The sequence below is a fragment of the Paraburkholderia sp. JPY465 genome, assembly GCF_050436725.1.
GTDB classification, from domain to species: Bacteria; Pseudomonadota; Gammaproteobacteria; order Burkholderiales; family Burkholderiaceae; genus Paraburkholderia; species Paraburkholderia youngii.
The window spans coordinates 1,477,169-1,500,988 of record NZ_JBNDMT010000003.1; the positions used below are offsets into that span (position 1 = coordinate 1,477,169).

Consider the following 23,820-nt stretch of genomic DNA (forward strand, 5'->3'; position numbering starts at 1 on the left):
TGTTTCCGGAACCTGGGGGGAGCACGGATCGCCGAGCCGTTCGATACATGGGCCGTTCCGTGCCACCCGGCTCAATCTTGAGCGACTCCTGAGGAGATAACGTTGAAATACTTACCGTTAATCGCTTTGACTGTTGCCATCTCGGCCTGCGCGGCTCAACCGCCCGCGGGGGTTCAGTCGGTGGGTCAAAGCCAGCAGCCGCCTCGCGCCGTCGCAACCTGCATCGCGCAGAAATGGGCGGATAGCTCACAACAGCAGGTCGTTTCGCAAAGTATCCTGGCCAACGATCAGGCCATGGACGTCTACGTCCCGGGCCAGCAACCGCCCAACGGCGCCGCAGCGGTGGTCCGTCCGTCGTATAGCGGCAAGGGCACGTGGGTCGGCTTCCGCCCAGGCGGCGCCGGCGCGGGCGCAAGCAATGCTACCGGCGCGATCAGCGGCTGTCTGTGAAACGATCGCTCTGGCCGTAGATAGAAAAAGCCCCGCATTTGCGGGGCTTTTCTTTTGACCTGCAGGGAATGCTTGCTACGGCTTACTGGTCGGCCGTCTGGGCGGCGTTGTCGAGCGTGCCGTAGAACTGCACCTTCGAGCGCTCGCGCAGCGCCTTCAGATAGGCCTCGGCCTGCGACTGCGAGTCCACCTGCGCAATCTGCTGCTGCGCGACGGCGAGATGCTGCGCGTCGGTGGCAGCGGGCGGCACGATCTGATTCACGCGATAGATCGCATAGCCGTCATCGCCGAGATCGACACCGACGTAGGCCGGCAACTTTTGCGCATCGACCTTGTAGATCGCGCTCAGTGCGGCAGGCGGCACGCCCTGCGCGTCATTGCGCGAAACCTTGAGCGGCGACGAGAAACCGGCGGTCGCCTTCGATTTTTCGAACTCGGCCAGCTTCGCAGCGCCGTCCTTGTGCGCCGCTTCGTTCGCCTGCTCGGCGATCACCTTCTGACGCACCGCGTCCTTCACCGCGTCGAATGCGGGCACGGCGGCGGGCTTGTAGTCGGTCACGCGCGCTGCGATCAGCGTGTTGTTCCCGACGTCGATGGCCTGCGTATTGTTGTGCGCCGATACCGAGTCGTTCGCGAATACGGCTGCGAGGAACTTCGGATTGTTCAGCGGGCTGTCGGGCGGCAGCTTCGCGTCCGGCTGCGGCGTGACCGTCGCGGTCTGGATTTGCAGCTTGAACTTGTCGGCGGCCGGCTGCAGACTCTTGGCCTTCTCATAGACCAGCGACGTGAAGCCTTCCGAGCCGTCGGTGAACGCCTTGCTCGCCAGTTGCGTCTTCAGCTCCCTGGTGATCTGCTCTTTCACTTCGTCGAACGACTTCGTCACCGCCGGCTTTACATCAGTGACCTTGATGATATGGAAGCCGAAGTCCGTCTGCACGATGCCACTGATCTCGTCCTTCTTCAGCGCGAACACCGCGTCGTCGAACGCCTGGCCGCCCGCGATCATGCCGCGGCCGAAGTAACCGAGATCGCCGCCCTTCGATGCCGAACCCGGGTCCTGCGAGTTCTGCTGGGCGATCTGCGCGAACTGATCCGGATGCGCCTTGAGCTGTGCGAGCAACTCCTCGGCCTTCTGTTTCGCCTTGGCCTTGTCGGCCGCGCTCGTGTCCTTCGGTGCCGCGATCAGGATGTGGCTCGCGCGCACTTGGCCTTCGGTGCGGAAGTGGGCGATGTTGTCGTCGTAGTATTTCTTCAGGTCCGCGTCGCTCGGCTGCACCGATGCGCCCAGCGTGGCCGGCGACATCACCAGATACTGGATCGTCGCGGTAGCGGGCGTCGCGAAGTCGTTGCGATGCGCGTCGTAATACGCTTGCAGTTGCGCATCGGTCGGCTGGATCTTCGCCTCGTAATCGTGCGGATGGAACGCGATGCCCTGCACTTCACGCTGCTGCTGCGCGAGCTCGGTCAGGTGCTGCGCAAGCGTCTTCGACGTGAACGCGCTCGCCGCGATGCTCGCGGGCAGCTGTTGCATCGCGAGGTTGTAGCGCATGCGCTCGTCGTACTGATCGGGCGTCATGCCCTGCATCGCGAGCAACTGCTTGTAGCGCTCGAGGTCGATCGAACCGTCGGGATTTTTCAGCGACGAAATCACCGGATCGGACAGCAGTGCACGGCGCACCGCGTCGTCCGATGCGGTCAGATGCAGACGCTGCGTTTCGTCGGCGAGCACACGCTGCTCGATCATGCCGTCGAGCATCTGGCGGCGGCGCTCCGGCGTGTCGAACGACTTCATGTCGAACTGCGCGCCGAGCATCTGACGCCCCCGGTCGAGCTGCTGGCGCATCGCGTCGTCATATTCGACGCGGGTGATCTTGTGACCGTTGACACTCGCGACGTTTGCGCTTTCGTCAAAGAAGCCGCGGAAGCCCTGAATACCCACAAAACCCAACCCCGGCAAAATGACGAGGATGAGCATGAACATCATCAGGCGTTGGTGATTGCGGAAAAAATCGAGCATGCGTGAGGGATGCCAAAAACAGAACGCCCGATCTTACCTCAGCGGGCAACAAAAAAGGCGAACCGGAGTTCGCCTTTCGTGGATACTGGCGGAGTGGACGGGACTCGAACCCGCGACCCCCGGCGTGACAGGCCGGTATTCTAACCGACTGAACTACCACTCCTTTTACTGCGCTCTTGCTACTGAAAACACTGCCGCCGAATCTGAAACTGGTGGGTGCTGAGAGGCTCGAACTCCCGACCTACGCCTTGTAAGGGCGCCGCTCTACCAACTGAGCTAAGCACCCGTTTCGTGATTCAGTGCTTGATGTGTTTTCTGCCTTGCTACCGCTCGCCCGATGAATGGATCACGCAACCGGGTCAAGCAATTCCTCAAGCAGCAAGCCTGTTAGTTTAGCGCATCCTTCAGCGCTTTGCCAGGCCTAAATTTAGGAACTTTTGCTGCCTTGATTTTGATCGCAGCGCCCGTGCGCGGATTGCGCCCGGTGCGCGCGGTGCGCTTGCCGACCGCGAACGTGCCAAAGCCGACCAGCGTGACCGATCCGCCCTTCTTCAACGTGCTTTTGACGCCCGCGATGACTGCATCGAGCGCGCGGCCGGCCGCAGCCTTCGAAATGTCGGCTTGCTGTGCGATGTGATCGATCAATTCCGTTTTGTTCATTCAAAACCCCCGTGAATGTTTATTGGCAATCGTGACAGTGCTTTCCAGCACCTCCCGCCACGCGGCCGGCGCTAACGCCAGGCCGCCCCATTAGAAGCGGCCGAAACCCTTGTGTCAACCGGGGTTGAGCCTGATCGAGGTGATTTTAGAGCGGCACTTTCATCACAGTATGTTGCAGCGGAAAGTCTGGTGATCCGACACCGCGACAAGGTCGCGCAGGCAATAAAAAAACCCGCGGCCTTGACCGCGGGTTTTCTACTTCAGCGAGCAACAGCGCTGCTGTTTGACGTCAGCGCATTCTGATGCGGCTCGGACCTTAGTGCTTGACGACGTCCGTCGCGGCATCCTTGCCCGGCTCGGCACCAACCGGCGCCGAAGGCTTCGGCTCTTCTTCCGGCAACGCCTGCGGCACACGTTCGAGCGCAAGTTCGAGTACCTTATCGATCCAGCGGACGGGCACGATTTCGATCGCGTTCTTCACGTTGTCCGGAATCTCCGTCAAATCCTTGACGTTTTCTTCCGGAATCAGCACCAGCTTGATGCCACCGCGATGCGCCGCCAGCAGTTTCTCCTTCAGACCGCCGATGGGCAGGACTTCGCCACGCAACGTGATTTCGCCCGTCATCGCGACATCGGCGCGCACCGGAATGCCGGTCAACACCGACACCAGCGCGGTCGTCATCGCGATACCAGCCGAAGGACCATCTTTCGGCGTCGCGCCTTCCGGCACGTGGATGTGAATGTCCTGTTTGTCGAACGCTTCGTCCTTGATGCCAAGACGACGCGAACGGGAACGCACGACCGAGCGTGCCGCTTCGACGGATTCCTTCATCACGTCGCCGAGCGAACCCGTGCGGATCACATTGCCCTTGCCCGGCATCACTGCCGCTTCGATAGTCAGCAGATCGCCGCCCACTTCCGTCCACGCGAGACCCGTGACCTGGCCCACCTGATTTTCCTTGGCGGCTAGACCGAAGTCGTACTTGCGCACGCCGAGGAACGTGTCGAGATTGCTACCGTCGACCTTCACCGCGCCTTCCGCCTTCTTCAGCAGAAGCATCTTCACGACCTTGCGGCAAATCTTCGACACTTCACGCTCGAGCGAACGCACGCCCGCTTCACGCGTGTAGTAGCGAATGATGTCGCGGATCGCGGATTCGGTCACATCGACCTCGCCATCCTTGAGGCCGTTGTTCTTCTTCTGCTTCGGCAACAGATAACGCTGCGCGATGCTGACCTTCTCGTCTTCCGTATAGCCAGACAGACGAATCACTTCCATCCGGTCGAGCAGCGGCGGCGGAATGTTCAGCGAGTTCGACGTCGCGACGAACATCACGTCCGACAGGTCGAAATCGACCTCGACGTAGTGGTCGGCAAACGTATGGTTCTGTTCCGGATCGAGCACTTCGAGCAGCGCCGACGACGGATCGCCGCGGAAATCCTGGCCCATCTTGTCGACTTCGTCGAGCAGGAAGAGCGGATTGCGCACGCCGACCTTGGTCAGGCTCTGCAGGATCTTGCCCGGCATCGAACCGATGTACGTACGGCGGTGGCCGCGAATCTCGGCTTCGTCACGCACGCCGCCCAATGCCATGCGCACGAACTTGCGGTTCGTCGCGCGCGCGATCGACTGGCCGAGTGAAGTCTTACCCACACCCGGAGGCCCAACGAGGCACAGAATCGGCGCCTTGACCTTGTCGACACGTTGCTGGACTGCGAGATACTCGAGAATGCGTTCCTTCACCTTCTCGAGACCGAAGTGGTCTTCGTCGAGGACGCGCTCAGCATTCGACAGATCGTTGTTGACCTTGCTCTTCTTGCGCCACGGCAAGCCGATCAGCGTGTCGATGTAGTTGCGCACGACCGTCGCTTCCGCCGACATCGGCGACATCAGCTTGAGCTTCTTCAGCTCGGCGTCGGCCTTCTTCTTCGCTTCCTTCGGCATGCGGGCGGCCGTGATGCGCTTCTCGAGCTCCTCGAGATCTGCACCTTCTTCGCCTTCGCCGAGTTCCTTCTGGATCGCCTTGACCTGTTCGTTCAGGTAGTACTCGCGCTGGCTCTTCTCCATCTGACGCTTCACGCGTCCACGGATACGCTTTTCGACCTGCAGGATGTCGATCTCGGCTTCGAGTTGCGCGAGCAGATGCTCGAGCCGCTCGATCACCGGGAACATCTCGAGGATGTGTTGCTTCTGGTCGAGCTTGAGCGGCAGATGCGCGGCAATTGTGTCCGCGAGACGCCCAGCTTCGTCGATACCCGACAAGGAGGTCAGGATCTCCGGCGGGATCTTCTTGTTCAGCTTCACATACTGGTCGAACTGCGACACGATCGCGCGACGCAGCGCTTCGGTTTCAGCGCTGTCGGCGTGGTCGGGTTCGAGCGGCATGACTTCGCACGAGAACTGCGTTTCCTGTTCTTCGATGGAAAGCGTCTTCGCGCGCTGCAAGCCTTCGACGAGCACCTTCACGGTACCGTCGGGCAGTTTGAGCATCTGCAGGATGTTGGCGATACACCCTACTTCGTACATGTCCTTTTCGGTCGGCTCATCTTTCGCAGCCGTTTTCTGGGCGACGAGCATGATGTGCTTGCCGCCTTCCATCGCTGCTTCGAGAGCCTTGATCGACTTCGGGCGGCCTACGAAGAGCGGAATCACCATGTGCGGGAAAACGACTACGTCGCGCAGCGGGAGCAGCGGCAGCGTAATGCGTTCCGGCGGGAGGAGTTGGGTTCCTGACATTTCATTTCCCCATGAGTGGAATCAGTTCGTTCGATAGGTGAGGCCAGCAGAAAATATTGCAAGCCTCCGCGTGTGGGAAAAGTTCAGTGACTCCGAAGATTCAGTGACTCCATAGTTGAGAACAACCAGCCTGACCACACGATAAACGAAAAAGCCGTTCACGTCGCCATGAACGGCTTTTTTGCAGAACTCGAAAGCCGATCAGTTCGAACCCGCGACCTTCGGCGCGTCTTCGTAGATCAGCAGCGGTTTGCCGTCGCCGTCGATAACGTTGTCGTCGATGATGACCTTGCTGACACCTTTCATTTGCGGAAGGTCGTACATCACATCGAGCAACGCCTGTTCCAGTATCGAACGCAGGCCCCGCGCCCCGGTCTTGCGGCGGATCGCCTTGCGCGCCACGGCCTGCAGCGCGGCCGGACGAATTTCCAGTTCGACGCGCTCCATGCTGAAGAGCTTGTGATACTGCTTGACCAGCGCATTCTTCGGTTCGACGAGAATCTTCATCAGCGCTGCTTCGTCGAGCTTGCCGAGCGTGGCGACCACCGGCAGACGGCCGATCAGTTCTGGAATCAGGCCGAACTTGATCAGATCTTCCGGTTCCACTTCACGCAGCACTTCGCCGGCATCGCGGTCCTGCTTGCTCTTCACGCTGGCGCCAAAACCGATGCCGGTCTTCTCGGTACGGTCGACGATGACCTTTTCAAGGCCGTCGAACGCGCCGCCGCAGATGAACAGGATGTTGGTCGTATCGACCTGGATGAAGTCCTGGTTCGGATGCTTACGGCCACCTTGCGGCGGCACCGACGCCATTGTGCCTTCGACCAGCTTCAGCAGAGCCTGCTGCACGCCCTCGCCCGACACGTCGCGCGTGATGGACGGGTTGTCGGACTTGCGGCTGATCTTGTCGATCTCGTCAATGTAGACAATGCCGCGCTGGGCCTTGTCCACCTCGTAGTTACAATTTTGCAGCAGCTTCTGGATGATGTTCTCGACGTCTTCACCGACATAGCCGGCTTCCGTCAGCGTGGTCGCGTCTGCGATCACGAACGGTACGTTCAGAAGGCGCGCGAGCGTCTGCGCGAGCAGCGTCTTGCCGGAGCCGGTCGGGCCGATCAGCAGGATGTTGCTTTTCGACAGCTCGATTTCGTCCTTCTTGTCGAGATGCTTGAGACGCTTGTAATGGTTGTAGACCGCGACCGCGAGGATTTTCTTCGCGCGCTCCTGACCGATCACGTACTGGTCGAGAATTTCGCGGATTTCCTGCGGAGTCGGCAGGTCGGACTTCGACAAGCCCGCCTCGATGCCCGCGCCTGCAGCCTCGTCACGAATGATTTCGTTGCAAAGATCGATACATTCATCGCAGATGAACACCGACGGGCCAGCAATCAGTTTCTTGACCTCATGCTGGCTCTTGCCGCAAAACGAGCAATACAACAGCTTTTCGCTGTTAGAACCTTTCTTGTCCGCCATAGATGTGTGAGCCTCCGGACACCGGATTACATAATACGCCGTTTGCCCCCGCCACGCAGTTTGGGCGCGGCCGGGCTAGTTAGCACGATAACGGCGCTTGCCGCAGACGCCCGGACGGAAGTTGAACATTCACCACCGGCCCGATGACGGTTTTGCCGCGACCGTGGGCAAAACAGCGTGGCAAAACCGTACCAGATCAAGGACGCTTGTGCGCCACCTGGTCGACAAGGCCGTACGCCTGCGCGTCATCGCCGGACATGAAATTGTCGCGGTCGGTGTCACGCGCGATACGCTCGACGGGCTGACCGGTGTGGTGCGCGAGCAGGTGATTCAGCCGATCCTTCAGGTACAGGATTTCGCGCGCCTGGATTTCGATATCCGATGCCTGACCGCGCGCGCCGCCGAGCGGCTGGTGAATCATCACGCGCGAATTCGGCAGCGCAAAGCGCTTGCCCTTCGCGCCGGCCGCGAGCAGGAACGCGCCCATGCTTGCCGCGAGGCCCATGCAAAGGGTCGAAACGTCCGGCTTAATGAACTGCATCGTATCGTAGATCGCCATACCGGCAGACACGGAGCCGCCCGGGCTGTTAATGTAGAAGTAGATGTCCTTGTCCGGATTCTCGCTTTCGAGAAACAGCATCTGCGCAACCACCAGATTGGCCGTCTGGTCGTTCACTTCGCCTACGAGGAACACAATGCGTTCCTTCAGCAGACGCGAGTAGATATCATACGAACGCTCGCCCCGGCCGCTCGTTTCCACGACGATCGGCACCAGACCGAGTGCCTGCGCTTCGAGATCCCGGGACGACTGGGAGGTCAACGTGTCCAGCATTTGGGCGCGAAAGGTCATGCAATGGATCCTTGTCTGGAAATATTCTGAATATTAGCTGCTGGACACAGGTTGGTGCGACGAGCCCGTATTCAAGTGCCGTCCTTGTGTGCGCGTACAAACAGATCCGGTACGTCACCCACACTCTCGCGGCGCAAAAAAACGGCGTGCGGGCCGTCGGTCGCTCCGACAGCCGGCACGCCGTTGCAGCGACGCTTACGCTTGCGCCGTTGCGCTTGCCAGTTCCTCGAAGCTCACTTCCTTGTCCGTCACCTTGGCCTTGCTGACGACGAAGTCGACGACGTTGGCTTCAACGACGTACGCTTCCATTTCAGCAAGACGTTGCTGGTTCGAATAATACCAGCGGACGACTTCCTTCGGGTCTTCGTAGCTTTTCGCGAATTCGTCGACTTCGGCACGAATCTGCTCCGGCTTCGCCTGCAGTTCATTCGCCTTCACGAGCTCGGCCAGCACGAGGCCCAGCTTGACGCGGCGCTCGGCCTGCTCCTTGAACATTGCAGCCGGGATCGGCGCGTCCTTGGCGTTCGGCACGCCACGCTGCTCCAGATCCTGGCGAGCCATAGCGACGAGGCGTTCCTGATCCTGTTCGATCAGCGCGTTCGGTACGTCGAGTTCCGCGATCTTCAGCAGCGCGTCCATCACCTGGTTCTTGACGATGGCTTGCGTGCGGCGCTTCGCTTCGCGCTCGAGGTTGTCCTTGATTTCGGCGCGCATCTTGGTCAGATCGCCGTCCTGGATGCCGAGCGATTTCGCGAATTCGCCGTCGACTTCCGGCAGATGCGGCCATTCGATCTTTTTCATCGTGATCGTGAATTGCGCCGTCTTGCCCGCCACTTCCTTGCCGTGGTAGTCGTCCGGGAACTTCAGGTCGAATTCCTTCGCCTCGCCGACCTTCAGGCCCAACGCGGCTTTTTCGAATTCCGGCAGCATGCGGCCTTCGCCGAGGACGAAGCCGAAGTCTTCGGCGCTACCGCCTTGGAATGCTTCACCGTCGATCTTGCCGACGAAGTCGACCGTCACGCGGTCGCCGTCTTTGGCGGCCGTGTCCGCCCCGCCGTCGCCGTGCTCGCCGGCTTCGCCGCGAGCGTGGAAGTGCACGCGCTGCTTGCGCAGGATGTCCAGCGTGCGGTCGATTTCCGCTTCGCTGATGCTGGTGGTGGTGCGCTCGATTTCAGCCGTGGCGACGTCGCCCAGCTTCACTTCCGGGTACACCTCGAAGGTCGCGTCGAACGCGTAGCTGCCTTCAGCGGCGTCGGTCTTCGGCGCGAAGCTCGGCTGACCCGCGACACGCAGGTTCTCGGCGCGGCTGATGTCGAAGAATTCCTTGCCGACCTTGTCGCTCAGCACTTCGGCTTCCACCTGGCCCGAATACTGTTGCGTGACCATCTTGAGCGGCACCTTGCCCGGGCGGAAACCCGGCATGCGCACGTTCTTCGCGAGTTGACGGATACGCGAATCCACTTCCTTCTGCACGGCATCCTTCGGCAGGGAAATCGTCACGCGGCGTTCGAGCTTGCCGAGGTTTTCAACAACGTTAGCCATGGCTTCAATCGTCCTAAAATTATTCGAGCGAATCAGTTATCTTCTCCGTGCTGCCCGTCGATGTCGCTTCGCATCGATTTGCGCCGATTGCATCGATCACGCACCTGCGCCGCGGGCTTGCAGGCCGCCGGCAGCACGGTTGAGTCCAAAGAGCCAAATATTTTAGCAAACTATTTGCGCGCCTAGCCGGGATTCGATGAATGCATCGAGTTTTCCCTGCATTCTGCGCGTTTTGCGGGGCATTTTCGGGTGGTTTTGGCACAGCGAGCGTGATTTGTCGCTGGCCTCGCTATCCGGTTTGCAGCGATCCTGCCTATGCCTTTCGACATATTCAGCCGACGTCCCCATGCTGATAAGCTAACGCACTCGGTCGGGCCGCCACCGCCGGTCACCAGCTGCCGGTCGCTTCATCGGCTCCAGCAACCGCTTACAACGACTCAAACCTCTCAGAGACACCATGCCGAATTCGTCGCCCTCGCCTGTCGTCGTCATCGCTCCCGATTCATTCAAAGGCTCGCTCAGCGCGGAACAGGTCGCGCAGGCGATCGCATCCGGCATCCAGCGTGCACGCCCCGACGCGAGCGTGCGCATTTGTCCTATGGCTGACGGCGGCGAAGGCACGCTCGACGCCATGCTCACGAGCGGTGGCGAGCGCCGCACGCTCAGCGTGCGCGGCGCGGCCGGCCCGACGCGCGCGGCGCTCACAGGCCTGCTCGCGGACGGCAGCGCAATCATCGAGACGGCGGAAATCGTCGGTATTACAGACCCAGTGGGCATGGGCGTGCCGGTCGAGGCGCGCAGCACGCGCGGCATGGGTGAAGCGATTCGCGCGCTGCTCGACGCCGGCGTGCGGCGCTTTTTCGTCGCGCTCGGCGGCAGCAGCACGAACGACGGCGGCGCCGGTCTGCTGACCGGCCTCGGCCTGCAACTGTTCGACGCGCAAGGCAACGCGCTCGAAGGCACGCCCGAGCAGCTTGCACGTGTGGCCCGGGTCGATGCGTCGCTGCTCGACGCGCGGCTTGCCGACACGCAGTTCGTCGGCATGTCGGACGTCGACAATCCGCTGACCGGCGAGCACGGCGCGACCGCGATCTTCGGACCGCAAAAAGGCGTAAAGCCCGAACAGGTCGCACCGATCGACGCGGCGCTCGCGCGCTTCGCCGATCTGCTCGAAGCCGCGCTCGGCCACAGCGCGCGGGACCTGCCGGGTGCGGGCGCGGCAGGCGGCCTCGGCTTCGCGTTGCACATGCTCGGCGCGCAGTTCGAGCCGGGCGCGGAAACGGTCGCGCGGCAAATCGGCCTCGACGCGGCGCTCGCCGGCGCCGACTGGCTGATCACCGGCGAAGGCCGCTCCGACGTACAGACGCTGCACGGCAAGGCGCCCTTCATCGCGTGCGCGCATGCGCGAGCCGCGGGCGTGCCCGCCACGCTGCTGTCCGGCGCGGTCGACCCCGCCGCACTGCCGCGTCTTGCCGAACACTTCAACGGCTGCTTTTCGCCGGCGCCTGGGCCGATCGCGCTCGACGTCGCGATTCGCGACACAGCGCGCCTGCTCGCCAACGAGGCCGAGCAGTTGACGCGCCTGAAATACGGCGCGCGTTGACCCGCGAAACGGTTGCCGCAACAATCACAGCGCCACGACGGTTCCACTCATCACGGGGTGACCATGAAGGACTCCGCCAAAGCCGGGCTCGAGCAGTTCCTCACGTATCGTCTGCATGTTTTGAACAAACTGGCCGAGCGCGGCATCAGCGCGCGCTACGCGGCGAAGCTCGACGTAACGCTGCCTGAAGCGCGTGTGATTGCGTCGGTGGGATCGTTCGGACCATTCTCGATCATGGAACTGGCACGCCATGCCAATCTGGACAAAAGCCAGGCGAGTCGCGCAGCCGAAGCGCTGATCCGGCAGGGACTCGTGCAGCGCGAGACGAGCGCCGCAGACGGCCGCGTCGTGCTGGTCTCGCTCACGCAGGAAGGCCGCGCGCTGTATCGCAAGGTGATGCCGATCGCGCGCAAATGGAACGGCGATATGTTCGACTGTCTAGACGAAGAAGAAAGGGCCGCTTTCGGCGCGGCGCTCGACAAGGTGATCCGCGCGATGAACGCGCGCGAGTGATGGCGCGAGACGAACCGGCCATGTTTGAAGAGCGCCCCCCCACGGCATCGGGCGGCACGTGTCAAAATTGAGCATTGGCGAACGCGCCTTCACCCTCTTTTTCATCCAGGGACGTTTCAGTGGACATCAACAAACAGGTAGCGGCGCTCACCGCGTCGGAACTCCAGACCGCCGGCGCGAGCCAGGCAACCGCAATCGCGGTCAGCGTCGTGCTGCGTCATCTTCGTTCGCCGGAACTGGCGAAACTGCTGTCGTCGGCATTTGAAAATCATCAGGCCGTGATGCTGCAAACGCCGTGGCCGGACCAGATGCTGCAGGCATTCGAGTCGACGCGCCGCTTCCTCGAAGGTGCCGCGCATGCGGAGTTGCCGGGTTCGCAGGAATCGCCGGGAACACCGGGCGCCTGAGTCGCGTGCTCGCAATGACAGGCCGCGGGGCAATGCTGCGGCCCTGCAGAGACCGTGCAGCAAAGAAAAAACCCCGCCGGTCCAAGGACTTGACGGGGTTTTCTTGACTCCAATAAATGGTGCGAGGGAGGGGACTCGAACCCCTACACCCTTGCGGGCGTCAGGACCTAAACCTGGTGCGTCTACCAATTTCGCCACCCTCGCAGCCGGGTACGCCGCAATGCGTCGTGCCCGATGTCCTGTGCACTTCCAGACGCGCCAAACAACGTGCCCGAAAGCGTAAGCGCGAGATTCTAACCGATTGATTCGCGCTTGTCTGCACCCAGCGGTATCTGCGCGCGCGGCGCCGATGCTACAATTTTCGGCTCGCCGGGACGGGCGCCGCAAAGGACGCCAGCGCCCTTCTCGCCAGCCCTTCCCCACACTCTCATCCCGTGAATTTCGACGACTATTGCCAGCAGAAAGCGGCGCCCCCAGGATCGAGCACCTACTATGCGCTTCGCCAGGCGCGCGCAGCCAGTCAGCCGCTGTTGACGGCGCTCTTCGCATTGCGTCGCGAGTTCGAGGAAACGGTCAAGGAGACGAGCGATCCCGCGGTCGGCCGCACCAAGCTCGCGTGGTGGCAGAAAGAAATTGCGGCGCTCGCCGCGGGCTCGCCGTCGCATCCGGTGTCCAAGGCGCTCGCGGCCTACCTGCCCGACGCGCAGGCCGAGTATCCCGCTCTACAGGAACTGCTCGCGGGCTTCGAGATGGATCTCGACCAGGCACGCTATCTCGACTATCCGAACCTGCGCCGCTATGTGCGCGGGGTTGGCGGCAATTTTGCGTCGCTGGTGTCGCGCGCTGCGGCAGCCGGATCGGCCGACGATGCCGCGCAAGCGTCGACGTGGGCGGCTCCGCTCGGCGAGGCGCTGATGCTCGCGCAGTTCGTCGCCGAAACCGGCAACGATGCGCGGCACGGCCGCATCTACGTTCCGATCGACGAGATGCAGCGCTACAACGTCACCGCCGCCGATCTGATCAACCGCAAATACACCGACGCGTTCACCGAGCTGATGCGCTTCGAGACGCACCGCGCGCGCGATGCCGTGCAGAGCGCGCTCGCCGCGGTGCCCGCCAGCGCGCGGCGCGCTCAGCGCACGCTGCTCGCGCTCGCGGCGCTCGCGTTGGCGCTGCTCGATGAAATCGAGCGCGACGGCTATCACGTGCTGCATCAACGCATCGCGTTGACGCCGATCCGCAAACTATGGATCGCGTGGCGCGCGAAGTAGCCTGACAGCGAGGCGCGTCGATTCGCGCCCGTCCGCTCACACCCGCAGCAACGGCAGCGGCTCGAACCGCTGCTGCAGAATCGTCGATGCGTCCACCCCCCACCAGGGCCCGAGCACCGTCGCATAAATGTGGCGAAAATCCACGCCGACCGGCAGGTTGCCATTTCCGTCGAGCCGCGCGAGCATCGGCGATACGCCATACAAACCGCCCCGCACGCGAGCACCCGTCACGAAGTGCGGCGCCACCGTGCCGTGATCGGTGCCGTTGCTCTCATTCTCGCGCGGACGGCGCCCGAACTCCGCATACGTCATCACGAGCGTATCGCTCCAGCGGCCCAACTCGACGAGCGCGGCCTGCATCGCCACCATCCCTTCCGCGAAGTGTTGAAGCAATGCGGCGTGCTGTCCGCGCTGGTTCTGGTGCGTATCGAAACCGTTCAGCGTTAGCCGGATCACGGCCACGCCCTGGCCGCTCCACGGCGGCTCCATTCGCTTGCGTCCGGCCGCAACCATCCTCCGGCTGTCCGAAGCGGCCAGCACCTGCATCGCCGTTTTGATCGAACTGCCGAACGCGCCACCTGGAAACGCGGTCTTCAACTCAGGCACCGGCGTCGCGAGTCGCGATGCCCCGACGAACGGCGTGCGATTGACCAGCGCGATCGCGCGCGCGCCATTTGCGAGCGGCCCCATTTCGGCGCTGCCGATGACGACGCCGTCGGCCGCGAAATCGAAGGGCACCGGCTTCATCGCGAACGCGCGCGTAAGCCAGCCGTCCCGCAGATACTGATCGGCGCGCGACGCGGTATCCCAGATCTCGATCGACCGGAAATGCGACAGGTTCGGCTGCGCGTAGCCGACACCCTGCACGATCGCGAGTTGCCGGCTGCGCCACAACGGCATCAACGGCTGCAACGCGGGATGCAGCGCGGTGCGCTCGTCGAGCTGGATCATCTGTTCGCGTCTGATGCCGATGTTTTTGCGCAGCGTGTAGTACGCGGGATCGGCGAACGGGATCACGGTGTTCAAACCGTCGTTGCCACCTTTGAGTTCGATCAGTATCAGCAGGTTGCTGTAACCACGCCCCCGCACGAACGGCGCTTTCGATTCATCCCCCCACTGCGCAGCGTTCGCGTCCTCTGCGCCGATCCCGCGACACAACCACAGCGATGCACCGGCGGCCGCGCTCATCGACAAAAAGCTGCGTCGTTTCATGCTGCACCTCGTCGTGATCATGATGGCGCGTGTCGGGCCGCCCGTTGCATATGCGCGAGCCAAATCGCGATGTCAAAGCGTACGCCACCCCGGCCATTGCGCGCCATGACGCGCTGCAGCGGCGGGCGCACCTGATTCGCGGCAAGCGCTGGCGCGCCATTCATGCGCGGCGCCCCTGCACTGCTGATTGCGCGAACCAGATGGTCGACGAACTGCCTGTGCGCGAGCAGCGTCGAGCTATTGATCCGCGACCGAACGCGCGAATCGGCGCGACGAACCGCGAGGTATCGTCGTAGCCGACATCGAATGCGCGCAACGCTCCGATCATGAACTTGACTGGCGGCGAAGGCATGTTCGACCCTCTCGCACTCAGCTTGCACGTAATAGTCCGTAACGCTGTTCGAGCCGCATTCGTTGCTCGCGACGCTGACCCGGCCTCCATGTGATGCGCTCGGCACGCATTGGAATCGGCTCGAACACCCAGTCGGAAGGCGGTGATTTCGCTTCGCTGCGGGAGCTTTCGCGCGACGCTCAACACACACGTTGAAATGGTTCGCCAACGCGGATCCATTACGAGTCACAACTCGAGCAGATGCTGGCGACTCAACGGAGCAGCGGATCAGGAAGTGGAAGCGGAAGGTGCAACAGGACTACTCATGCGACGATGCGCGCGCTGAGATCAACGCTTGTACAACTCGCGCACGGCGTCTTCGATGTGCTGCCGCAGCAGCCGACGCTCTTCGGGCGTCATATGCCCGTCTCGGCGACGTTGATCGAGGTCAGGGGGAACCGCGGTACGCAACATCACGTCTGAAGCAGGGTGATCGATGCTCGGGTTGCGGTGGCTGGGTTTGCCATTGCCGGAGCGGGGCGCATGCTCGCTCGCCGCTCTATCCGCGGACGGCTGCGCATGGGCGAGCGTCGGGCCCAGTGTGCCTGCGAGCGTACCGGCAACCGCCAGTGCAATCACGCTCAGGCGCACATTTGGCCAAACCCCTCCCTTCATTTTGTTCCCTTCGTGGCGCGGCAACCGGCTACCTCAGATGCGTATACAAACCCCGGTAACAGCCGGGTACGAGAGTTTTGTCGAGTGAAGTATCCACCGAACAGCCGCATTCAGTAAAGGAGTCTAAACGCGCATACTTTACGTCACGCCATACCGCGGGTAAATTTTGTAACTGACTGTAACCCCAGAAATGGTGTAACCGCGCACCACTTTCTAATCGCGCTAAGATGCCGACCATGGAAACCAAAAACCCTTCGAAAATCCTCGTCGTCGACGACGATCCACGCCTGCGCGATCTTCTGCGCCGCTACCTCGGTGAGCAGGGCTTTAACGTCTACGTCGCCGAAAATGCGCCGTCAATGAACAAGCTCTGGGTGCGCGAGCGCTTCGATCTGCTGGTGCTCGATCTGATGCTGCCCGGTGAGGACGGCCTGTCGATCTGCCGCCGTCTGCGCGGCAGCAACGACCGTACGCCGATCATCATGCTGACGGCCAAGGGTGAGGATGTCGATCGCATCGTCGGACTCGAGATGGGTGCCGACGACTACCTGCCCAAGCCGTTCAATCCGCGCGAACTGGTCGCGCGCATTCACGCGGTGCTGCGCCGTCAGTCGCCGTCCGAGTTGCCGGGCGCGCCGTCCGAGACCACCGAGGTTTTCGAGTTCGGTGAGTTCGCACTGAATCTCGCCACCCGCACGCTGACCAAGGCCGGCCAGGAAATTCCGCTTACCACCGGTGAATTCTCGGTGCTGAAGGTGTTCGCCCGTCATCCGCGTCAGCCGCTGTCGCGCGAAAAGCTGATGGAGCTCGCACGCGGCCGCGAATACGAAGTCTTCGACCGCAGCCTCGACGTGCAGATTTCGCGTCTGCGCAAGCTGATCGAGCCGGATCCGGGCAGTCCGCGCTTCATTCAGACCGTGTGGGGCCTCGGCTACGTGTTCATTCCCGACGGCGCAGCCTGAGTTTGTGCTCCGTTTTCATGTCGACCAGAGTAGGCGTTTTAGCTGTCGATCAGAGTTCGCGCTTCAGTGCGTCACCTGGTCCCATGCAAAGCGCCTGCTTCGGTCCCATATAGTTTCTGTCTTTGACTCCAGATAAGAAGGGCCCATGCGGATCGACCGGCGCCTCCTGACGCTCGCGTTCGGCGGCCTTTTCTGGCGGACCTTTCTGCTGATCGCGCTGTTGATCGCAGTCAGTCTCGCCGCGTGGTTCCAGAGCTTTCGCGTGATCGAGCGGGAGCCGCGTGCGCAGCGCGTGGCTTTGCAACTCGTCGCGATCGTCAAACTCACGCGCACCGCACTCCTCTATTCCGATCCCGACCTGCGGCGCGCGCTGCTGCAGGATCTGGAGAGCAATGAAGGGGTGCGCGTGTACCCGCGCGAAGCCACCGACAAATACAAACTCCAGCCCGACGAATCGCTGAATCGTCTGATCGAGCACGACATCCGCGGCCGTCTCGGCGACGACACCGTGATCGCGCAGAGCGTCAACGACATCAACGGCGTATGGATCAGCTTCAAGATCGACGACGACGACTACTGGGTCGCGCTCGACCGCGATCAGCTCGATAACGCGACCGGCCTTCAGTGGGCCGGCTGGGGCGTGTTCGCGCTTGCGCTGTCGCTGTTCGGCGCGGCGTTCATCACGAGTCTGGTGAACCGGCCTTTTGCGCGTCTCGCGATGGCCGCGCGCCGGGTCGGCTCGGGGCAATCACCCGAGCCGCTCCCCGAGCGCGGCATGGGCGTCGCCGCCGAAACCAATCGAAGCTTCAACCAGATGGTGCGCGACCTCGAACAGCTCGAGGCCGATCGCGCGCTGATGCTCGCGGGCATCTCGCACGATCTGCGCACGCCGCTCGCGCGGCTGCGGCTCGAAACCGAAATGAGCCCGTCCGATCAGGCCACCAAGGACGCGATGGTCGACGACATCGAGCAGATGGACATGATCATCGGCCGCTTCCTCGACTACGCGCGTCCGGTGCAGCGCGTGCCGGAACCGGTCGACCTGTCGGTGATCGCAAGCGAGCTCGCCGCGCGGATGCAAAGCGAGGACAGCATGCGGCTGATCACACGGCTCGCTCCGTCGGCGGTGATCGAGGCCGATGAAACCGACATGCGCCGCGTGGTCGGTAATCTGCTCGAGAACGCCCGCAAATATGGTCTTAGCGACGGCGATGGTGTGCCACACGTGATTCTCGAAACGCGCGTGTCGCATTCGCGCGTCGAACTGTCGGTGGTCGACGAAGGCCCCGGCATTCCCGAAGACCAGCTCGCGCTCGTCACGCGGCCGTTCTATCGCGTGAATTCGGCGCGCACCCAGGCCAACGGCACGGGCCTCGGCATGGCGATCGTGCAGCGGCTCGTCGCGCGTTATCGCGGCGCGCTGCGGTTGCGCAACCGCTCGCCCGGACCTGGGCTTGAAGTGACGATCGAGTTTCCGCTCGCAAAGAGCGCGTGAGCCGACGGCGCGCGACACGGCGCGCCGTCGTGATTCGAAGCACGCCGCTTTGTACGACTTCCGAAGGAGCCTTTGCATGAAAACCGTTGGCGACAAACTCGAAGCGTTCACCGTCATTGCCGCGAAACCGGGCTTCAATCATCACGAAGAACACGGCGTCTCGGCGTTCGAATACATCACCGATCAATCGTTTCCAGGCAAGTGGAAAATCATCTACTTCTATCCGAAGGATTTTTCGCTGATCTGCCCAACGGAAATCGTCGATTTCAGCAAGCTCGTCAAGGAGTTCGAGGACCGCGAGGCAGTGCTGCTCGGCGGCAGCGTCGACAATGAATACGTGAAGCTCGCGTGGCGCCGCGAGGACAAGGCGCTCGACAGGCTCAACCACTACTCGTTCGGCGACGTGAAAGGCGAGCTGATCGACCAGCTCGGCGTGCGCGACAAGGAGGCGGGTGTCGCGCTGCGCGCGACCTATATCGTCGATCCGGACAACACGATCCAGCACGTGTCGGTCAACAATCTATACGTGGGCCGTAATCCCCAGGAAGTGCTGCGCATCCTCGACGGCCTGCAAACGGACGAACTGTGTCCGAGCAATCGGACGATCGGCGGCGCGACGCTGTAAGCGGAACCGCCGGTCACTCAAACAAAAAGCCCTCTCAGTTCCTGACCAGCAACACCGCGGCCTGCGCCTCGATGCCCTCGCCGCGGCCGAGATACCCGAGCTTCTCGTTCGTCTTCGCCTTGACGTTCACGCGCTCGATCGGCAGGCCGAGGTCCGCCGCAATATTCGCGCGCATCCCTTCGATATGCGGCGCAAGCTTCGGCGCCTGCGCGATCACGCTGCTATCGACGTTGCTGATCGCAAAACCCGCCGCCTTCACGCGCGCCACGCATTCGCGCAACAGCACGCGGCTGTCGGCGCCGGCGAACTTCGCGTCGGTATCGGAGAAGTGGCGGCCGATATCGCCCAGCGCGGCCGCGCCGAACAGCGCGTCGGTGATCGCGTGCAGCAGCACGTCCGCGTCCGAGTGACCGAGCAGCCCACGCTCGTACGGAATCGTCACGCCGCCGATGATCAACGCGCGTCCCGGCACCAGCGCATGCACGTCGTAGCCTTGCCCAATTCTGAAATCCATATGCGTCACATCCTCAAGTGCTGAAGCTTTTAAAGCTTCTTTAAAGCCTTCTCAAATCTTTCTATTGAGCAAATACGAGGTATCACGAACCGCCGGCGCGGCTCAGAATCGCCTCGGCCAGATCGAAATCTTCCGGATACGTGACCTTGAAATTGCGCAGACTGCCTTGCACAAGCTTCGGCGCATGCCCCGACCATTCGATCGCGCTCGCTTCGTCGGTCAGATCGTGGCCGTCGGCCTGCGCGCGCAGGATCGCCTCGCGCAACATGCCGATGCGGAACATCTGCGGGGTCTGCGCCTGCCACAAGCCGTCGCGTGCCTCGGTACGGGCGATGCGGCCATCGGGCGACGCGCGGTCGATACGCTTTAATGTATCGGCGACCGGCAGCGCCATGATGCCGCCGACCGCGTCGTCCTTTAGCGTTCCGATCAGCGTGCGGATCAGCGCTGGCGTGATGCCGGGCCGGGCTGCGTCGTGCACGAGCACCCAATCGTCGTCGTGGGCGCCGAACTCGGCGAGCGCGTGCAGACCGTTGAGCACCGACGCCTGGCGCGACGCGCCGCCGACGCGCCGCACCGCGAAACGCAGATTGCCGAAGCGGCGCGCGTCGAAGTGCTGGTCGTCGGGCGCGATGACGACTAGCGTCTGCGTGAATTCGCTGCACGCGTCGAACGCGGCGAGCGAGTAATGCAGCATGTCACGGCCGGCGACAGTGCGGTATTGCTTGGGCATCGCGGCGCCGGAACGGCTGCCGGTGCCCGCGCACGGGATCAGGGCGAAGAGACGGGAAGTCACGAGTGCGGATGCCGCCAGGTCAAAGTAAAGGACGGATTTTATAATACGTCCTTCGCATTCACGCCCGTGGACGCGTAAACTTGGCCGTCGTGTGAGCCCCGAGCCGCTTTCTCTCCTTTATGCCAGACATCGCCGCAACCTCGCAGTCCTCCTCGCCCGTCGCGCTCGTCAAGGCCGGCCAGCGTTTCGCCTTCGACGGCACGCGCGGTTCGTCCGACGCGCTGCTGATCGCCCGCTACCATCTCAGCTATCGAGAGAAGATGCCGCTGCTGGCGGTGGTCTGCGAAAGCGCGGTCGACGCGCAGCGCCTGTCGCTGGAAATCGGCTTCTTCGCGCCCGACGCGCGCGTGCGCCTGCTGCCCGACTGGGAAACGCTGCCTTACGACACGTTTTCGCCGCACCAGGACCTCGTGTCCGAGCGTCTCGCGACGCTGCACGATCTCGGCGAAGGCCGCTGCGACATCCTGCTCGTGCCGGCCACGACGGCCTTGTACCGGATGCCGCCGGCGTCGTTCCTCGCCGCCTACACGTTCTCGTTCTCGCAGGGCGAACGGCTCGACGAAGCGAAGCTGAAGGCGCAGCTGACGCTCGCCGGCTACGAGCACGTGAGCCAGGTCGTGCGTCCCGGCGAATACTGCGTGCGCGGCTCGCTGCTCGATCTGTTCCCGATGGGCTCGCCGCTGCCCTACCGGATCGACCTGTTCGACGACCAGGTCGACTCGATCCGCGCGTTCGACCCCGACACGCAGCGCAGCCTCTATCCGGTCAAGGACGTGCGCCTGCTGCCGGGCCGCGAATTCCCGTTCGACGAAGCCGCGCGCACCGCATTCCGCAGCCGCTGGCGCGAGACCTTCGAGGGCGATCCGAGCCGCGCGTCGATCTATAAAGACATCGGCAACGGCGTGCCGTCGGCGGGTATCGAATACTATCTGCCGCTGTTCTTCGAGGAAACGGCCACCCTCTTCCATTACCTGCCCGACGGTTCGCAGCTCGCGTTCGTCGGCGATCTGGACGCGGCGATCCGGCGCTTCACCAACGACACCAAGCAGCGCTTCAACTTCCTGTCGCACGACCGCGACCGGCCGATTCTCGAACCGCAGAAGCTGTTCCTGTCGGACGAGGATTTCTTCACGTTCGCGAAGCCGTTCGCACGGCTCGTGCTGCCCAGCAACGGCGGCGGCGCCTGGTCGATCACTTTGCCGAACCTCGCGATCGACCGTCACGCCGACGACCCTGTCTCGGCACTGCGCGCGTACCTGAGCACGACGCCGAACCGCGTGCTGTTTGCCGCCGAATCGGCGGGCCGCCGCGAGACGCTGCTGCAACTGCTCGCCGACAACCAGCTGAAGCCCGCCTCGGCCGACAGCTTCGCCGACTGGCTCAAGAGCGATGCGCCGTTCTCGCTCGGCGTCGCGCCGCTCGCGAACGGCTTCGCGGTGCCGGGCGACGGCATCGCAATCATCACCGAAACCGAGCTGTACGGGCCGCTCGCGCGCCGCGCGGGACGCCGCCGCCAGGAACAGGCGAGCAACGTCGATTCGATGGTGCGCGATCTGTCCGAGCTGAAGGTCGGCGATCCGGTGGTCCATTCGCAGCACGGTATCGGCCGCTACATGGGTCTCGTGACGATGGACCTCGGCGAAGGCGAAACCGAGTTCCTGCACCTCGAATACGCGGGCGACAGCAAGCTCTACGTGCCGGTCGCGCAATTGCACGTGATCTCGCGCTACAGCGGCGCCGATCCGGAAAGCGCGCCGCTGCACTCGCTGGGTTCGGGCCAGTGGGAAAAGGCCAAACGCAAGGCCGCGCAGCAGATCCGCGACACCGCCGCCGAACTGCTCAACCTGTACGCGCGCCGCGCCGCCCGCGAAGGCCACGCGTTCGCGCTCGAACCGAAGGACTATGTGAAGTTCGCCGAGAGCTTCGGCTTCGAGGAGACGCCGGACCAGGCCGCCGCGATCGCGGCCGTGATCGGCGACATGACGGGCGGCAAGCCGATGGACCGGCTCGTGTGCGGCGACGTCGGCTTCGGCAAGACCGAGGTCGCGCTGCGCGCGGCGTTCATCGCGGTGATGGGCGGCAAGCAGGTCGCGCTGCTGTCGCCCACCACGCTGCTCGCCGAACAGCACACGCAAACCTTCAGTGACCGCTTCTCCGACTGGCCGGTGCGCATCGCCGAGCTGTCGCGCTTCAAGTCGACCAAGGAAGTGAACGCGGCGATCCAGCAGATCAACGAAGGTTCGGTCGATATCGTGATCGGCACGCACAAGCTGCTGTCGTCCGATGTGCAGTTCAAGCGGCTCGGGCTCGTGATCATCGACGAGGAGCATCGCTTCGGCGTGCGTCAGAAGGAAGCGCTGAAAGCGCTGCGCGCGGAAGTCGACGTGCTGACGCTGACCGCGACGCCGATTCCGCGCACGCTCGGCATGGCGCTCGAAGGCCTGCGCGACTTCTCGGTGATCGCAACGGCGCCGCAAAAACGCCTTGCGATCAAGACCTTCGTGCGGCGCGAGGAAGACAGCGTGATTCGCGAAGCGATGCTGCGCGAGCTGAAGCGCGGCGGCCAGGTCTACTTCCTGCACAACGAAGTCGAGACGATCGAGAACCGCCGGCAGATGCTCGAAGCACTCGTGCCCGAAGCGCGCATCGCGGTCGCGCACGGCCAGATGCACGAGCGCGAACTGGAACGGGTGATGCGCGACTTCGTCGCGCAACGTGCGAACGTGCTGCTGTGCACGACGATCATCGAAACCGGCATCGACGTGCCGAGCGCGAACACGATCCTGATCCATCGCGCCGACAAATTCGGTCTCGCGCAATTGCATCAGCTGCGGGGCCGCGTCGGCCGCTCGCATCACCAGGCGTATTCATATCTGCTCGTGCATGATCCGCAGGGGCTCACCAAGCAGGCGCAACGACGGCTCGAAGCAATCCAGCAGATGGAGGAACTCGGCTCGGGCTTCTATCTCGCGATGCACGACCTCGAGATTCGAGGCACCGGCGAGGTGCTCGGCGACAAGCAGTCGGGCGAGATTCACGAGATCGGCTTCCAGCTTTATACCGACATGCTCAATGACGCGGTGAAGGCGCTCAAGAACGGCAAGGAACCGGACCTCACCGCGCCGCTCGCGGCGACCACCGAGATCAACCTGCATTCGCCAGCGATCCTGCCGTCGGACTATTGCGGCGACGTGCAGGAACGTCTGTCGCTGTACAAGCGCCTCGCGAACTGCGAACACAGCGATTCGATCGACGGCATCCAGGAGGAGCTGATCGACCGCTTCGGCAAGCTGCCGCCGCAGGCGCATGCGCTGGTGGAGACGCATCGTCTGCGGCTCGCCGCGAAACCGCTCGGCATTTCGAAGATCGATGCCGGCGAAGCGGTGATTGGCCTGCAGTTCATCCCTAATCCGCCCGTCGACGCGATGCGGATCATCGAGATGGTGCAGAAGCACAAGCACATCAAGCTCGCAGGTCAGGACAAGCTGCGTATCGAAACGCGCAGCCCGGATCTCGCGGTGCGCGTCGCGACGGTCAAGGAGACCTTGCGCGCGCTCGGTTCGCCGAGCCGCGGCACGGCGGCGGCGCCCGCGCGCTGAGGGCCCTGAAGCAGCAATAAAACGGGGGGACGTCCCCCGTTTTTTGCATCGATGCTGCGCTGCGCCAACGCACGGCGGACTTTTTGGC

19 protein-coding genes and 3 tRNA genes are annotated in these 23,820 nt (G+C 62.9%); 9 read left to right on the forward strand and 13 right to left on the reverse strand.

What is annotated here, in order from left to right; translation table 11 throughout:
* Positions 1–102: 102 nt before the first annotated feature.
* The gene (locus QFZ94_RS21385; protein WP_368585935.1) at positions 103–450 is read left to right on the forward strand and encodes a hypothetical protein; all 348 of its coding nucleotides are present in this window, start codon (positions 103–105) and stop codon (positions 448–450) included.
* A gap of 82 nt (positions 451–532) precedes the next feature.
* Here the strand turns inward: QFZ94_RS21385 and QFZ94_RS21390 are convergent, their stop codons facing one another.
* From QFZ94_RS21390 to tig, 8 genes are all read right to left on the reverse strand, one after another.
* Entirely contained in the window at positions 533–2,467 is a 1,935-nt protein-coding gene (locus QFZ94_RS21390) for a SurA N-terminal domain-containing protein (protein WP_429459342.1), read from the reverse strand.
* Between the two features lie 86 nt (positions 2,468–2,553).
* Positions 2,554–2,630: transfer RNA gene (locus QFZ94_RS21395), tRNA-Asp, on the reverse strand.
* 47 nt (positions 2,631–2,677) lie between these two features.
* Positions 2,678–2,753: transfer RNA gene (locus tag QFZ94_RS21400), tRNA-Val, on the reverse strand.
* Positions 2,754–2,854: 101 nt separating this feature from the next.
* Positions 2,855–3,127 (reverse strand): HU family DNA-binding protein, encoded by a 273-nt coding sequence (locus QFZ94_RS21405; RefSeq protein WP_008923411.1) that lies wholly within the window; start codon positions 3,125–3,127, stop codon positions 2,855–2,857.
* A gap of 316 nt (positions 3,128–3,443) precedes the next feature.
* Positions 3,444–5,864, reverse strand: a complete 2,421-nt coding sequence (gene lon / locus QFZ94_RS21410; RefSeq protein ID WP_018432018.1) for an endopeptidase La — start codon at positions 5,862–5,864, stop codon at positions 3,444–3,446.
* 201 nt (positions 5,865–6,065) lie between these two features.
* Positions 6,066–7,337, reverse strand: a complete 1,272-nt coding sequence (gene clpX / locus QFZ94_RS21415) for an ATP-dependent Clp protease ATP-binding subunit ClpX (protein ID WP_013089402.1) — start codon at positions 7,335–7,337, stop codon at positions 6,066–6,068.
* A gap of 196 nt (positions 7,338–7,533) precedes the next feature.
* Entirely contained in the window at positions 7,534–8,187 is a 654-nt protein-coding gene (gene clpP, locus QFZ94_RS21420; RefSeq protein ID WP_013089401.1) for an ATP-dependent Clp endopeptidase proteolytic subunit ClpP, read from the reverse strand.
* 195 nt (positions 8,188–8,382) lie between these two features.
* On the reverse strand, positions 8,383–9,729 hold the full coding sequence (gene tig / locus QFZ94_RS21425; RefSeq protein ID WP_429459344.1) for a trigger factor: 1,347 nt from the start codon (positions 9,727–9,729) through the stop codon (positions 8,383–8,385).
* Positions 9,730–10,186: 457 nt separating this feature from the next.
* On the opposite strand from tig, the gene QFZ94_RS21430 reads away from it, so the two are divergent.
* The 3 genes from QFZ94_RS21430 (at position 10,187) to QFZ94_RS21440 (ending at position 12,252) form a co-directional block, all read left to right on the forward strand.
* Complete coding sequence (locus QFZ94_RS21430) at positions 10,187–11,332, forward strand: glycerate kinase (RefSeq protein WP_429459346.1); 1,146 nt, start codon at positions 10,187–10,189, stop codon at positions 11,330–11,332.
* Positions 11,333–11,395: 63 nt separating this feature from the next.
* Positions 11,396–11,845, forward strand: a complete 450-nt coding sequence (locus tag QFZ94_RS21435; protein ID WP_368585940.1) for a MarR family winged helix-turn-helix transcriptional regulator — start codon at positions 11,396–11,398, stop codon at positions 11,843–11,845.
* A gap of 119 nt (positions 11,846–11,964) precedes the next feature.
* Positions 11,965–12,252, forward strand: a complete 288-nt coding sequence (locus QFZ94_RS21440; protein ID WP_429459349.1) for a hypothetical protein — start codon at positions 11,965–11,967, stop codon at positions 12,250–12,252.
* A 117-nt stretch (positions 12,253–12,369) separates the two neighbouring features.
* Here the strand turns inward: QFZ94_RS21440 and QFZ94_RS21445 are convergent.
* Positions 12,370–12,456, reverse strand: a tRNA-Leu gene (locus QFZ94_RS21445).
* A gap of 230 nt (positions 12,457–12,686) precedes the next feature.
* On the opposite strand from QFZ94_RS21445, the gene QFZ94_RS21450 reads away from it, so the two are divergent.
* Positions 12,687–13,523 (forward strand): squalene/phytoene synthase family protein, encoded by an 837-nt coding sequence (locus QFZ94_RS21450; protein WP_368585942.1) that lies wholly within the window; start codon positions 12,687–12,689, stop codon positions 13,521–13,523.
* A gap of 36 nt (positions 13,524–13,559) precedes the next feature.
* On the opposite strand, the gene QFZ94_RS21455 is transcribed toward QFZ94_RS21450, so the two are convergent.
* Positions 13,560–14,735, reverse strand: a complete 1,176-nt coding sequence (locus QFZ94_RS21455) for a DUF1501 domain-containing protein (protein WP_429459351.1) — start codon at positions 14,733–14,735, stop codon at positions 13,560–13,562.
* A 679-nt stretch (positions 14,736–15,414) separates the two neighbouring features.
* A complete protein-coding gene (locus QFZ94_RS21460) occupies positions 15,415–15,741 on the reverse strand; it encodes a hypothetical protein (RefSeq protein ID WP_176108610.1) in 327 nt (108 codons plus the stop codon).
* Between the two features lie 227 nt (positions 15,742–15,968).
* Between QFZ94_RS21460 and ompR the strand changes: the two genes are divergently transcribed.
* From ompR to QFZ94_RS21475, 3 genes are all read left to right on the forward strand, one after another.
* Positions 15,969–16,703: a two-component system response regulator OmpR gene (gene ompR / locus QFZ94_RS21465; RefSeq protein WP_006048917.1), complete on the forward strand. Its 735-nt coding sequence runs from the start codon at positions 15,969–15,971 to the stop codon at positions 16,701–16,703.
* A 145-nt stretch (positions 16,704–16,848) separates the two neighbouring features.
* A complete protein-coding gene (locus tag QFZ94_RS21470) occupies positions 16,849–18,198 on the forward strand; it encodes an ATP-binding protein (protein WP_013089393.1) in 1,350 nt (449 codons plus the stop codon).
* 76 nt (positions 18,199–18,274) lie between these two features.
* Complete coding sequence (locus tag QFZ94_RS21475; protein WP_368585945.1) at positions 18,275–18,823, forward strand: peroxiredoxin; 549 nt, start codon at positions 18,275–18,277, stop codon at positions 18,821–18,823.
* Positions 18,824–18,857: 34 nt separating this feature from the next.
* On the opposite strand, the gene ispF is transcribed toward QFZ94_RS21475, so the two are convergent.
* Complete coding sequence (gene ispF, locus QFZ94_RS21480) at positions 18,858–19,337, reverse strand: 2-C-methyl-D-erythritol 2,4-cyclodiphosphate synthase (RefSeq protein ID WP_429459355.1); 480 nt, start codon at positions 19,335–19,337, stop codon at positions 18,858–18,860.
* A gap of 82 nt (positions 19,338–19,419) precedes the next feature.
* Positions 19,420–20,133: a 2-C-methyl-D-erythritol 4-phosphate cytidylyltransferase gene (gene ispD / locus QFZ94_RS21485; protein WP_429459357.1), complete on the reverse strand. Its 714-nt coding sequence runs from the start codon at positions 20,131–20,133 to the stop codon at positions 19,420–19,422.
* Between the two features lie 119 nt (positions 20,134–20,252).
* On the opposite strand from ispD, the gene mfd reads away from it, so the two are divergent.
* Positions 20,253–23,732, forward strand: coding sequence for a transcription-repair coupling factor (gene mfd / locus QFZ94_RS21490; RefSeq protein WP_429459359.1), 3,480 nt, complete (start codon positions 20,253–20,255; stop codon positions 23,730–23,732).
* Positions 23,733–23,820: the final 88 nt, after the last annotated feature.